Below are 13,090 nucleotides of genomic sequence, written 5' to 3'. Positions count from 1 at the left end.
GGGAGCGCAAGCCAACAAGGAACTTTAGCGCACCCGTCGTCACCCTTCAACCGCGCCGCGCCCGCGGGTGCGGCGCCGTCCGGGTCGGGGCCGCCGGGGCGACACGCCGGGGGAGGCGGACCGCCGTGGCGTCTCGCGGTCCGGGCCCGCCGGTAACGTGACGCCGGTGCCCCGTCTCGCCGATCACCTCTCCGCGGTGCCGCCCTCGGGCATCCGCCACTTGTTCGAGATCGCGCTGCGGCTCGACGGAGTCACCCTCCTCGCGGTGGGCGAGCCCGACGTGCCGACCGCGCCGCACATCATCGAGGCGGCACGGGCGGCGTGGGCGGCCGATGACACCCGCTACGGGCCCAACGGCGGAGTCCCCGAGCTCCGGCGCGCCATCGTCGAGAAGCTGGCACGAGACAACGGCATCGAGGCGGACGTCGAGCAGGTCTGGGTGACCGTCGGCGCCACGCAGGCGCTGCACCAGGCGATGACGCTCCTGCTCGGGCCCGGCGACGAGGTGCTCATCCCCGACCCGGGCTACACCGTCTTCACGACCAACGCGCGGACCATCGGCGCCGTGCCCGTGCCGTACACGCTGCGCGCCGAGAACGCCTTCCTCCCCGATCCCGAGGAGGTCGAGCGCCTGATCACGGACCGGACCCGCGTCCTGATCGTCAACAGCCCGTCCAACCCGCTCGGCGTGGTGTTCCCGAGAGAGGTCCTCGAGCGCCTGCTCGACATCGCCCGGCGCCACGACCTGTGGGTGCTCAGCGACGAGGTCTACGAGTACTTCACCTACGGGCGCCCGCACGTGAGCCTCGCGGCGATCGCGCAGGAGCGCGGGGACGACGCCGACCGCGTCCTCAGCGTCTTCTCCTTCTCGAAGACCTACGCGACGACCGGCGTCCGCGTCGGCTACCTCGTGACGCCTCCCGGCTTCACGTCGATCATGGTCACGGTGCAGGAGGCGGCGATCAGCTGCGTCGCCACTCCGGACCAGCGCGCCGCCCTCGCCGCTCTGACCGGGCCGCAGGACGCGGTGGCCGCCGCCTCCGACCACTACCTCGCCAACCTGCGGCTCGCGACGGGCGTGCTCGACGAGCGGGGGATCGCCTACCGCGAGCCCGAGGGCGCGTTCTACCTGTGGATCGACATGGCGCACGCGACCGGCGGGGACGTCGCCTCCTGGGTCGAGTCGTTCCTCCTCGAGACCCTCGTCGCCGTCGCTCCCGGCAGCGCCTTCGGCCGCACCGGCGAGGGCTGGATCCGCGTCTGCCTCGCCGCTGACCCCGCCGCGCTGGAGCACGGGCTGCGCGCTCTCCCGGCCCCGGTGCGCGGATGAGCGCCGCCGAGGTGCTGGTCCGGCGCGTCCGGGCCCAGGAGTACGACGAGGTCTCGCGCCTGCGGCTCGCCGCCTACGCCCACGACTACGAGCTGGGGGAGGAGTACGCCGCCGACGTCGCCGCGGTCGCCCGGCACGACGTCGAGGGCGAGGTCTGGGTCGCCGTCGAGGGCGACGGGCGGATCCGCGCGACGGTCACCACTGCGCGCCCGGGCGCGAACCTGTACGAGCTCGGCCGCCCCGGCGAGCTGGACTGGCGGCTGCTCGCCGTCGCCCCGGAGGCACGCGGGCGGGGTCTCGGGCGGCTGCTCACCGAGTTCGTCGTGATGCTCGCCGCCGAGCGGGGCCTCCAGCGGGTCGTGATGAACAGCGGCACGCTGATGACCACCGCGCACGCCCTCTACGAGAGCATGGGCTTCGTCCGCCTCGGCGAGCGGGAGAACCCGCCCGGCGTCGAGCCCACCCGCACCTACGGACTCGATCTGTAGCCGCCGGTCCCGGCCTCCGCCGCCGGGCATGGGACACTGGTCCCACGATGTCTCCACGTGCACACTCCGGGCTCGAGCCCGCCGCGACCGATCCGGCGTCCATCCGCAACTTCTGCATCATCGCCCACATCGACCACGGCAAGTCCACCCTCGCCGACCGGATGCTCGGCATCACGGGTGTCGTCGAGGACCGGGCGATGCGCGCGCAGTACCTCGACCGCATGGACATCGAGCGCGAGCGCGGCATCACGATCAAGTCGCAGGCCGTGCGGATGCCGTGGGAGCGCGACGGGCGCACGTTCGCCCTGAACATGATCGACACTCCGGGTCACGTCGACTTCTCCTACGAGGTCAGCCGCTCGCTGGCGGCCTGCGAGGGCGCGATCCTCCTGGTCGACGCGGCGCAGGGCATCGAGGCGCAGACGCTCGCGAACCTCTACCTCGCGCTCGAGAACGACCTCACGATCATCCCTGTCCTGAACAAGATCGACCTGCCGGCCGCGGATCCCGAGAAGTACGCGAAGGAGCTCGCGAGCCTCATCGGCGGCGACCCGGACGACGTCCTCCGCGTCTCCGGCAAGACCGGCATGGGCGTCGAGGCGCTGCTCGACCGCGTCACCGAGCTCATCCCGCCGCCCGTCGGCGACCCCTCCGCCCCTGCGCGCGCCATGATCTTCGACTCCGTGTACGACGCCTACCGCGGGGTCGTCACCTACGTCCGGATGATCGACGGCAAGCTCTCGCCGCGCGAGAAGATCCAGATGATGTCGACCCGCGCCACGCACGAGATCCTCGAGATCGGCGTGTCGAGCCCCGAGCCCGTCGCGACGCAGGGTCTCGCGGTCGGCGAGGTGGGATACCTGATCACCGGTGTGAAGGACGTGCGCCAGTCGAAGGTCGGCGACACCGTCACCACGGCGTCCAAGCCCGCGACGCAGGCGCTGCCCGGCTACACCGAGCCGCTCCCGATGGTCTTCTCGGGCCTGTACCCGATCGACGGCAGCGACTACCCGGACCTGCGCGAGGCCCTCGACAAGCTCAAGCTCTCGGACGCGGCGCTCGTCTACGAGCCCGAGACGTCGGTGGCGCTCGGCTTCGGCTTCCGCTGCGGCTTCCTCGGCCTCCTGCACCTCGAGATCATCACCGAGCGCCTGCAGCGCGAGTTCGGTCTCGACCTCATCACCACGGCGCCCTCGGTCATCTACGAGGTCTCGACGGAGGACAAGAAGACCGTCACCGTCACGAACCCGAGCGAGTTCCCCGTCGGGAAGATCGCCGCTGTCACGGAGCCGATCGTCAAGGCCGCGATCCTCGCGCCGAAGGACTACGTCGGCACGATCATGGAGCTCTGCCAGAGCCGCCGCGGGACCCTGATCGGCATGGAGTACCTGGGCGAGGACCGGGTCGAGATCCGCTACCACATGCCCCTCGGCGAGATCGTCTTCGACTTCTTCGACAACCTCAAGTCCAAGACCGCCGGCTACGCCTCGCTCGACTACGAGCCCGCCGGCTCGCAGGAGGCCGACCTCGTGAAGGTCGACATCCTGCTGCAGGGCGAGCAGGTCGACGCGTTCAGCGCGATCGTGCACCGGGAGAAGGCCTACGCCTACGGCGTGCTGATGACGGGGCGCCTGCGCAAGCTGATCCCGCGTCAGCAGTTCGAGGTGCCGATCCAGGCCGCCATCGGCGCCCGGATCATCGCCCGCGAGTCGATCAGCGCGATGCGCAAGGACGTCCTGGCCAAGTGCTACGGCGGCGACATCACCCGCAAGCGCAAGCTCCTCGAGAAGCAGAAGGAGGGCAAGAAGCGGATGAAGATGGTCGGCCGCGTCGAGGTCCCCCAGGAGGCGTTCATCGCCGCGCTCTCGGGTGACGTCGAGACCAAGGACAAGAAGTAGCGCGAGCCCCGTCGCCGGCGCCCGTCCCCCCTCCCGGACGGGCGACGCACCCCCCCGTCCGGGATATCGTGTCCTCGGGGATTGCGGCGCCTCACAGCGGACCGGTAGCTTTCGGACGCCAGGACGCGGCCGTGGATCGAGATCGATCCGCACGGGGGGCTGCAGCGTCGACGACCGGTCCTCCACCATGACGAAGGGTGGTAGTCCGTGGTGCCTACGAGCACGAGGAAGCGCTGGATCAGGACGGGGGCGGCGCTCGCGAGCATCGCGGCCGTCGCAGCGGGATCGCTGGTGGCGGCGGGACCGGCCTCGGCAGCGAACAAGGTGATCCCGGTCGCGCCCGCGCCCTACTCCTGGTCGGACAGCGCCCGGTTCGGCACCGACGTGCCGCTTCCGGTGCCCGGAGACGCGACCACGCTGACCGTCGAGCTGCCCGACTCCACCGCTCCCGACACCTTCACCGAGTGGTCGCACCCCGGCTACCGGGTCGTGACGTGGCAGCTGAGGAGCACCGCGACGGACCTCGCGAGCGGCGAATCCGTCGTCGACACCGCCACCAACTCGATCCAGATCCCGATCGGACGCGCCGCCGGCTCCTTCGGCGGCACCTCGCTCTCGCTCCTCCTGAACGGCGCCGAGGACGAGGCGGACGACGCGTACGCTCCGGCCGGCGTCGACCGGACCGGCTTCGTCCTCGCCCTCTCCGCCGACCTCCAGGTGACTGCTGCGAGCGGGTCCGCGGAGGCCGACCTCGACCTGTCGACGTCCACCTCCTCCGAGCGCGCCGGCGGCGAATTCTGGGCCGGCGGCGGCACTGTCACCGAGGCCGGCGCGGGCGACGTCATCGTCCTCGACTCCGGTATCCCCGGCTTCTTCGACCTCGCGGGCCTCAGCGCCACGGTCGGAACGGAGGACGGTGGCCGCCTGAAGGCCGTCCCCAAGGTCGTGCAGGACGGCCGGGGCATCGCGATCACCCCGACCCAGGAGTTCTTCGACCGCTACCTCACCTTCAGCGACACGACGCCGCTCGGCGCCCCGTCGGTCGAGGTGAAGGGACTCAGCCGCGGCGGGGAGCAGCCTTCCGGCACCGGCGTCATCGTGCGCGCGCCGCTGCGCGTCGTCCCGTCGACCACCACCCCGACGCCGGGCACCGGCCTGGAGGTCGTCCGCCTCGCGGGCACCGACCGCCAGGGCACCGCGGTCGAGATCTCGAAGGCGACCTTCGACACCCCCGGCGTCCCCGTCGTCTACATCGCCACCGGCGCGAACTTCCCCGACGCGCTCAGCGCCGGTCCCGCCGCCGCGAAGCAGGGCGGCCCGCTCCTCCTGGTCGACCGCGACTCGGTGAGCCAGGTCGTGCGCGACGAGCTCACCCGTCTCAAGCCCCAGCGGATCGTCGTCGTCGGCTCCGACCTCAGCGTCAGCGACGCCCTCGCGACCGACCTCGGCCAGTACGCGAACGGGAGGGTCTTCCGCCTCGGAGGCACCGACCGCTACGACACGTCGCGGAAGATCATCGAGAGCGCCTTCGGCACCTCGCCGAAGGGGGCCTGGCTCGCGACCGGCGAGAAGTTCCCCGACGCGCTCAGCGCCACCGCCGCCGCGGGCAAGAACTCCGCCCCCGTCGTCCTCGTGAACGGCGGCCTCCCGGCGGCCGACCCGACCACTGTCGGGATCCTGACGCGGCTCCGGCCGCCGGTGCTCACCATCGCGGGATCCGAGCTGTCGGTCAGCGCCGGCATCCAGAACTCCCTCACTGTGCCGGGGGGACCCACCGTGAGCCGCATCGGCGGGGTCGACCGCTACGACACCTCGGAGCAGCTCAACCGGGCGGCCTTCCCCCGCGGGTCGGAGACCGTGTTCCTGGCCACCGGAGAGAACTTCCCCGACGCCCTGGCCGGAGCCGCGGCCGCCGGGCGCACGGGGAGCCCCCTCTTCGCCGTGCCCCCGACCTGCGTGCCGGTCAAGGTGCTGCAGGGCATCAAGGCAGGCGGAGCGACGCGCATCGTCCTCCTCGGCGGCACCGGCACCCTGTCGGACGCCGTCGCGAAGCTGACTCCCTGCAGCTGACCCGACCCGCACCACGACGAGGGCCCTCCTCCCGCTCCGGCGGGGGAGGGCCCTCGGTCGTTCCCGGCTCGGGGCGCCGACGGTCGGATACGCTGGGTCGGATGGACAGCACCACCCGGCGCGCGGACTCGACGCGCGCCGCGCTCGAGGAGTCCGGGAAGAAGGTCGGGACGTGAGCATCCGCCGCTCCAACTTCGAGGGCCAGCCGCAGGTCACCTACGCGGCCGTCGGCGGCACTCTGGCACCCGACCTGCTCGAGTACCCGCCGGACGGCTTCACGGCCGAGCGCTTCGAGGCCCGTCTCGGCTCGGGCGACGAGCGCTTCGCCATCACCACCGCCTCCCTGATGACCTGGGGCGTGCAGCGCGGCAGCGGCATCGAGGTGACCGATATCACCAGCGGCAGCGGCGTGCAGTACACCGGCGTCAACTTCGACGCCGCGGGCACCCCGATCGACCTCGTCAGCCGGCCGACGGAGGAGCACTTCGCTCCCGACGGCACCCCCTACATCACCGCCGGCGTGACCGCCGTGCTCCGCGTGACCCTGCTCGGCCGCGTCTTCGACGCCCCGGTCCGCGTGGTCTACGTCGTCGACGAGCCCGACCAGGTCGGCTTCGCCTACGGCACCCTCGCGGGCCACCCCGAGAGCGGCGAGGAGTCCTTCGTCGTCGAGAAGCGCGCGGACGACTCGGTCTGGCTCGTCATCCGGGTCTTCTCGCGACCCTCCACCCGCCTCTACCGCCTGGGCGCGCCGGTGCTGCGCGCCGTGCAGAAGCGCCAGGTCGCCAAGTACCTGCGCGCGCTGCTGCCGGCGCGCGTCAGCTGACGTGGGGAGCGCCCTCCCGATCGCCGATCCTGCTCCGCTCGACGGCGGACTGCCCGCGTCCGTCGTCGACGGCGTGGAGCAGCGCGACCTCGGCCTCTACGTGCACGTGCCGTTCTGCCGGGTCCGCTGCGGGTACTGCGACTTCAACACCTACACGGCGACCGAGCTCCGTGGGGCGAAGCAGCAGGACTACGCCGACGAGGCGATCACCGAGATGGCTCTCGGTGCCGAGGTGCTCGAGCGCGCGGGTCTGCCCCGACGCCCCGCCCGCACGGTCTTCTTCGGCGGCGGGACGCCCACCCTCCTGCCCGCCGGCGACCTGGTGCGGATGCTGGACGGCCTCCGCACCCACTTCGGGGTCGCGCCCGACGCCGAGATCACCACCGAGGCGAACCCGGACTCCGTCGATGCCTCCTACCTCCGCGCGCTGGCCGAGGCGGGCTTCACCCGCGTCAGCTTCGGGATGCAGTCGGCCGTGCCGCACGTCCTCGCCACGCTCGAGCGCACCCACGACCCGGAGCGGGTCCCGCTCGTGGTCGAGTGGGCGCGGGAGGCCGGCCTGCAGGTCAGCCTCGACCTCATCTACGGCACGCCGGGGGAGTCCCTCGCCGACTGGGAGCGGTCGCTCGACTCCGCGCTCGCCAACCGGCCGGACCACCTCTCGGCCTACGCCCTGATCGTGGAGGACGGCACGAAGCTCGCCCGTCAGATCCGCCGCGGCGAGGTCGCGACCCCGGACGACGACCTCACGGCCGACATGTACGAACTCGCCGACGCGCGCCTGGCCGCTGCCGGGTACTCCTGGTACGAGGTCAGCAACTGGGCGCGCGACGCAGCCCACCGCTCCCGGCACAACCTCTCGTACTGGCTCGGCCACGACTGGTGGGGCGTCGGTCCCGGCGCGCACAGCCACGTCGGAGGCGTGCGCTGGTGGAACGTGAAGCACCCGGCGGCCTACGCCGACCGGCTGAGCACCGGGGTCTCGCCCGCTGCCGGGCGGGAGACGCTCGACGCGGGCACGCGGCGTGTGGAGGACGTGCTGCTGCGCTCGCGCCTGGCGGACGGGCTGCCCATCGACGCGATCGACGCCGATCGGCGCAGCGAGGTGGCGGGGCTCATCGCCGACGGCCTCGTCGACGGCCGGGCGGCGCTCGGCGGCCTGATCGTGCTGACCCTGCGCGGCCGTCTGCTGGCCGACGCGGTCGTGCGCCGCCTCACCGACGGCTGAGGCCGGATCCCGGGGCGGGCGACGCACGGCCGCCCCGGTGCCGCGGCTACTTGAAGAACGGGATGCTGAGCGGGTACGTGTAGTACTCGCCCGCGCTGGCGCGCACCGAGGCGATGATCGCGAAGACGATCACCAGGATCGGCACGACCAGGAACACGATGAAGCCGACGAGGACGAAGGACAGGATCGTCCCGGCGACGTAGGCGATCAGCGTCGTCAGATGGAAGTTGAGGGCCGTCTTGGCGTGCGCCTCGAGGAACGGTCCGCGCCCCTTGAAGACCAGGAAGACGATCAGCGAGGGCAGGAAGCTGAAGAAGATGCCGGTCACGTGCGTGACGATCGCCCAGGTCTTCTCGTCCGCCGGGTTCAGCGGCGGAGCCGGGGTCCCGTAGACGGGGGGCGGGGGAGGGGTGGCCGACATGATGGTCTCCGTTCCGGCGGCGGCGACGGGCGTCCCCCGTGCGCTCGGCGTCCATCGTGGCATGCGGCGACTCCCTCCGCACCGGGCCGCGCGGGACCTCCTCCTCGGGGATGACGGGGCTCCTCCCCGCGGCCCTGCAGGAGTGCACCCCGGCCGATCCCCGCGCAACCCCGCCGGGCGGTCCGCCTCCCGGTTATGATTGGCACTCAGAGTTGCGGAGTGCCAGGCTCCGCGCGGCGTCAGCGCCGCAGACGGTCGTGCCCGCGGGCACTCGGAGTCCGGCGGGAGGTCGGTCGTATGGTCACGGAGCGCGGTCTCCAGGTCCTGCGCGTGATCGTGCAGGACTACGTGGCGAACCGGGAGCCGGTGGGCTCCAAGTCGATCGTCGAGCGCCACGCGTTCGGCGTCTCGGCCGCCACCATCCGCAACGAGATGGCCCAGCTGGAGGAGGAGGAGCTGATCGCGGCTCCGCACACCTCGTCCGGCCGCGTGCCGACCGACAAGGGCTACCGCCTCTTCGTCGACCAGCTCGCCGACCTGCGCCCGCTGACCTCCGCGCAGCGCCAGGCGATCGAGACGTTCCTCGGGCAGAGCCCGGACCTCGACGAGGTGCTGGTCAAGACCGTCCGCCTGCTCTCGCAGCTCACCAACAGCGTCGCGCTCGTGCAGTACCCGTCGTTCGGGGCCGCGCGGCTGCGCCACGTGGAGCTCGTCGCCCTCGCTCCCCGCCGCCTCCTGTCGGTGCTGATCACCGACACCGGCCGGGTCGACCAGCGCGTGCTCGAGACCCCGGAGGACGTGGACGACGCTCTCCTGGGCGAGATCCGCGCGAAGCTCAACACGGCCGTGCTGGGCCTCGGGCTCCAGCAGGCGGCCGAGACGCTCGGCTCCGTCGCGGAGCGCTTCAGCCCCGAGCGGCGCCACGTGCTGACGCCGATCGTGCAGACCCTGCTCGAGCAGGTCGGCGCCAACCGGCAGGACCGCCTGGTCATGGCCGGCGCCGCCAACCTCGTCCGCACCGAGGAGGACTTCTCGGGCAGCATCTACCCCGTGCTCGAGGCGATCGAGGAGCAGGTGGAGCTGCTGCGCCTCTTCGCCGAGATGACCCCGGACCCCCGGGGCATCTCGGTGCGCATCGGCCGCGAGAACGCGCCGTTCGGGCTGCAGGAGACCTCGGTGCTCACGAGCGGGTACAACACCGCGGGCGGCCAGGTCTCGCGCCTGGGCGTGCTCGGCCCGATCCGGATGGACTACTCCGGCAACATCACCGCGGTGCGCGCCGTCGCCCGCTACCTCTCCCGCCTCCTCGGCGAGGAGTAGGCCCGACCTCCCGGCCCCCGCCGGATCCCCCCGGTGCGCCGTGCCCGGCCCACCGACCCACGAACGAAGGACGAAGCCACCTGTGGCCGATCACTACGAAGTGCTGGGCGTCGACCGCGACGCCTCCGCCGACGAGATCAAGAAGGCGTACCGCCGACTCGCCCGCGAGCTGCACCCCGACGTCAACCCGAGCGCGGACGCCTCCGAGCGCTTCAAGCTCGTCACGCACGCCTACGACGTCCTGAGCGACGCCCAGCAGCGGGCGCAGTACGACCGCGGGCCCCAGGAGGGCTTCGGCGGCGGCGGCCAGGGCTTCGGCGGGTTCGGCGACATCTTCGAGACCTTCTTCGGGCAGGGCGCGCAGGGCTCGTCCCGCGGGCCGCGCTCCCGCCGCGAGCGCGGCCAGGACGCCCTGCTGCGCGTGGAGGTCTCGCTCGACGAGGTCATCTTCGGCACCCACCGCGACCTCGAGGTCGACACGGCGGTGCTCTGCGAGACGTGCCAGGGCTCGTGCTGCCAGCCCGGCACCTCGCCGGTGACCTGCGACATCTGCCACGGCTCCGGCCAGATCCAGCGCACGGTCCGCTCGCTCCTGGGCAACGTGATGACGGCGAGCCCCTGCGGCACCTGCCGCGGCTACGGCACCGTCATCGCGACCCCCTGCTCCACCTGCCAGGGCCAGGGACGCGTCCGCGCCCGCCGCACCATCCCCGTCGACGTCCCCGCGGGAGTCGACACGGGCCTGCGCCTGCAGATGCCCGGCAGCGGCGAGGTCGGCCCGGCCGGCGGCCCCAACGGCGACCTGTACCTCGAGATCAAGGTCAAGCACCACGACGTCTTCAGCCGCAACGGCGACGACCTGCTCTGCACCCTCGAGGTGCAGATGACGGACGCGATCCTCGGCTCCACGGCGTCGCTCAAGGCGCTCGACGGCGACATCGAGATCGAGATCAAGCCGGGCACGCAGAGCACCGAGATCGTCACGATCAAGGGACGCGGAGTCACGCGCCTGCGGGGCAGCGGACGCGGCGACCTCCGCATCGGCATCCAGGTCGTCACCCCGACGAAGCTGGGCCACCGCGAGCGGGAGCTGGTCCAGGAGCTCGCGAAGCACTACAAGCCGCAGAAGCCCGCGCTGACCCACTTCCAGCAGGGCCTCTTCTCGAAGCTCCGCGACCGCTTCCTGGGCTGAGCCCGTGGCGCACCACTACATCGACGAGTCGCTGGACTCCGAGGGCTTCGTCGTCGGGGGCCGGCTCGCGCTCACCGGCGCGGAGGCACGGCACGCCGCGACCGTCAGCCGGATCCGCGCGGGCGAGAGCGTCCGGGTCGGTGACGGGCGCGGACTCGTCGCGACCGCGGTCGTCGAGAGCGCGGAGCCGGCGCGAGTGGTGCTCGTCGTGGAGTCGGTGCAGGAGTCCCCGGTTCCGTCCCCGCGCCTTGTCCTCGTCCAGGCCCTCGCGAAGGGCGACCGCGACGAGCTCGCCGTGCAGGCGGCGACCGAGCTCGGGGTGGACGAGGTCGTCCCGTGGCAGGCCGCGCGGTCGATCTCGCGGTGGTCGGGCCCGAAGGAGGAGAAGGGGCGCGAGCGCTGGCGGGCCATCGTGCGCGAGGCGAGCAAGCAGTCGCTGCGCCCCCGGGTGCCCGAGGTCGCGCCGCTCGAGCAGGTGCGCGGTCTCGTCGCGCGCGCCGCGACGTCCCGCGTGCTGGTCCTCGAGCCCTCGGCGCAGGCGCGGCTCTCCCAGGTGGTCCCGGACGGACGCGACCTGGTGCTCGTCGTCGGGCCCGAGGGCGGCATCGCTCCGGAGGAGCTGCGGCTGCTCGCGGAGGCGGGCGCCGAGGCCGTCGCGCTCGGCGACTCCGTCCTGCGCACCTCGACCGCAGGTCCCGCTGCCATCGCCGTCCTCTCGGCCCGCCTGGGCCGCTGGTGACGCTCCTCCACAGCCGCCTCGGGGCGCCGGAGCAGGGTGCCGTGGGCGAACGCGGCGCCCGTCGCGCACGGGCCCCGTTTAAGATGAGTGCATGAGCGAACCCACCGTCTTCACGCGCATCGTCCAGGGCGAGATCCCGGCCGATGTGGTGTTCGAGAACGAGCGCATCCTCGCGATCACCGACATCGAGCCGAAGGCGCCCGTCCACCTCCTCGTCTTCCCGAAGACCCAGGAGCACGCCACGGTCGCCGCCCTCGCCGCCGCCGATCCCGCCCTGCTCGCCGAGATGGTGCAGGTCGCCCAGTCGCTCGCCGACGCCCACAGCAACGGTCAGTTCCGCCTCGTCTTCAACTCCGGCGAAGAGGCGGGCCAGACCGTGTTCCACGTGCACGCCCACGTCCTGGGCGGCCACCAGACGGAAGGCTCCCTTGCCACCGGTTGAGAACACGGGCGCGAGCCCCGACGAGCGTCCCGCCCCCGGCGCGGACGCGTCCGAGACGACGCGGCGCGTCGTCGCCGTCGACGGAGTCGCGATGGTGCGACTCCTCGGACCCCAGGACCGCCTCATCCGAGCGGTCGAAGGACGATTCCCCGATGTCCGGGTGCACGTGCGCGGCAACGAGGTGACGCTCGACGGCGAGCGCGAGCCCGTCGCCGCGGCGACGCGCCTGGTGGAAGAACTGGTGCGCATGACCGCGAGCGGGCACGATCTCGACCCGGAGGGCGTGCGCGAGTCCGCCCGCATCCTGCAGAACGGCGGGCCGGTGAGCCCGGCCGAGGCGTTCGGCCAGGCCATCCTCACGGCACGCGGACGGAGCGTGAGGCCCAAGACGCTCGGGCAGCGCGAGTACGTCGACGCGGTCGATCAGAACACCATCGTCTTCGGCATCGGCCCGGCCGGAACCGGCAAGACCTACCTGGCGATGGCGAAGGCCGTGCAGTCGCTGCAGCGCAAGGAGGTCGAGCGGATCATCCTGACCCGCCCGGCGGTCGAGGCGGGGGAGCGGCTGGGCTACCTGCCCGGCTCGCTCACCGACAAGATCGACCCGTACCTGCGCCCGCTCTACGACGCGCTGAACGAGATGATGGACCCCGAGATCGTCCCGAAGCTGCTCGCGGCCGGCACGATCGAGGTCGCTCCGCTCGCCTACATGCGCGGACGCACGCTCAACAACTCGTTCGTCGTGCTCGACGAGGCGCAGAACACGACGCCCGAGCAGATGAAGATGTTCCTCACCCGCCTCGGCTTCGGCTCCAAGATGGTCGTCACCGGCGACATCACCCAGGTCGACCTGCCGACCGGCGCGAGCGGACTCCGCCTCGTGACGCGCGTGCTCGACGGCATCGACGACATCCACTTCTCGCGCCTGACCAGCGAGGACGTGGTGCGCCACAGCCTGGTCGGCCGCATCGTGGACGCGTACACCGAGTACGACCAGCAGAAGCAGGCGCAGCACTTCGAGCGCGAGCAGGCCCGGGAGTTCGCGAACCGCGCCGAGCGCCGCGGCCAGGCCGCCCGCCCGCCCGGCGACCGAGTCGACGTCGTCGTCCTCGAGGTCGAGCTCGAACAGCTCGCCG

Annotated in this window: 12 protein-coding genes; 11 read left to right on the top strand and 1 reads right to left on the bottom strand. The window is 72.2% G+C overall.

Annotated features, from left to right (window positions below):
- Positions 1-166: 166 nt before the first annotated feature.
- The 6 genes from C5C54_RS00060 (at position 167) to hemW (ending at position 7,840) form a co-directional block, all read left to right on the top strand.
- Positions 167-1,330, top strand: coding sequence for a pyridoxal phosphate-dependent aminotransferase (locus C5C54_RS00060; RefSeq protein WP_104287553.1), 1,164 nt, complete (start codon positions 167-169; stop codon positions 1,328-1,330).
- Complete coding sequence (locus tag C5C54_RS00055) at positions 1,327-1,818, top strand: GNAT family N-acetyltransferase (RefSeq protein ID WP_104287552.1); 492 nt, start codon at positions 1,327-1,329, stop codon at positions 1,816-1,818. Before C5C54_RS00060 ends, C5C54_RS00055 begins: the two co-directional genes overlap by 4 nt.
- A gap of 47 nt (positions 1,819-1,865) precedes the next feature.
- Positions 1,866-3,716: a translation elongation factor 4 gene (gene lepA / locus C5C54_RS00050; protein ID WP_104223127.1), complete on the top strand. Its 1,851-nt coding sequence runs from the start codon at positions 1,866-1,868 to the stop codon at positions 3,714-3,716.
- Positions 3,717-3,923: 207 nt separating this feature from the next.
- Positions 3,924-5,786: a cell wall-binding repeat-containing protein gene (locus C5C54_RS00045; RefSeq protein WP_104287551.1), complete on the top strand. Its 1,863-nt coding sequence runs from the start codon at positions 3,924-3,926 to the stop codon at positions 5,784-5,786.
- Positions 5,787-5,958: 172 nt separating this feature from the next.
- Positions 5,959-6,612 carry a DUF1990 family protein gene (locus tag C5C54_RS00040; protein ID WP_258063150.1) on the top strand — a complete coding sequence of 218 codons (654 nt, stop codon included), beginning with the start codon at positions 5,959-5,961 and terminating at the stop codon, positions 6,610-6,612.
- Position 6,613: 1 nt separating this feature from the next.
- Positions 6,614-7,840 carry a radical SAM family heme chaperone HemW gene (hemW, locus tag C5C54_RS00035; RefSeq protein ID WP_104287550.1) on the top strand — a complete coding sequence of 409 codons (1,227 nt, stop codon included), beginning with the start codon at positions 6,614-6,616 and terminating at the stop codon, positions 7,838-7,840.
- Positions 7,841-7,886: 46 nt separating this feature from the next.
- On the opposite strand, the gene C5C54_RS00030 is transcribed toward hemW, so the two are convergent.
- A complete protein-coding gene (locus tag C5C54_RS00030; protein ID WP_104223130.1) occupies positions 7,887-8,261 on the bottom strand; it encodes a DUF4870 domain-containing protein in 375 nt (124 codons plus the stop codon).
- Between the two features lie 297 nt (positions 8,262-8,558).
- On the opposite strand from C5C54_RS00030, the gene hrcA reads away from it, so the two are divergent.
- The 5 genes from hrcA to C5C54_RS00005 all read left to right on the top strand — a co-directional run.
- Positions 8,559-9,581, top strand: a complete 1,023-nt coding sequence (gene hrcA, locus C5C54_RS00025) for a heat-inducible transcriptional repressor HrcA (protein ID WP_104223131.1) — start codon at positions 8,559-8,561, stop codon at positions 9,579-9,581.
- Positions 9,582-9,663: 82 nt separating this feature from the next.
- Positions 9,664-10,773: a molecular chaperone DnaJ gene (gene dnaJ / locus C5C54_RS00020; protein WP_104225203.1), complete on the top strand. Its 1,110-nt coding sequence runs from the start codon at positions 9,664-9,666 to the stop codon at positions 10,771-10,773.
- A 4-nt stretch (positions 10,774-10,777) separates the two neighbouring features.
- Positions 10,778-11,512, top strand: coding sequence for a 16S rRNA (uracil(1498)-N(3))-methyltransferase (locus tag C5C54_RS00015; RefSeq protein WP_104239705.1), 735 nt, complete (start codon positions 10,778-10,780; stop codon positions 11,510-11,512).
- 91 nt (positions 11,513-11,603) lie between these two features.
- Positions 11,604-11,954, top strand: a complete 351-nt coding sequence (locus C5C54_RS00010; RefSeq protein WP_104225201.1) for an HIT domain-containing protein — start codon at positions 11,604-11,606, stop codon at positions 11,952-11,954.
- 91 nt (positions 11,955-12,045) lie between these two features.
- A partial coding sequence (locus C5C54_RS00005) for a PhoH family protein (RefSeq protein ID WP_104287662.1) occupies positions 12,046-13,090 on the top strand: 1,045 nt, incomplete at its 3' end.

Origin of the sequence: Rathayibacter sp. AY1F2 (assembly GCF_002930885.1) — a bacterium.
Taxonomy (GTDB): domain Bacteria; phylum Actinomycetota; class Actinomycetes; order Actinomycetales; family Microbacteriaceae; genus Rathayibacter.
This window is presented reverse-complemented; position numbering and strand designations above follow the sequence as displayed.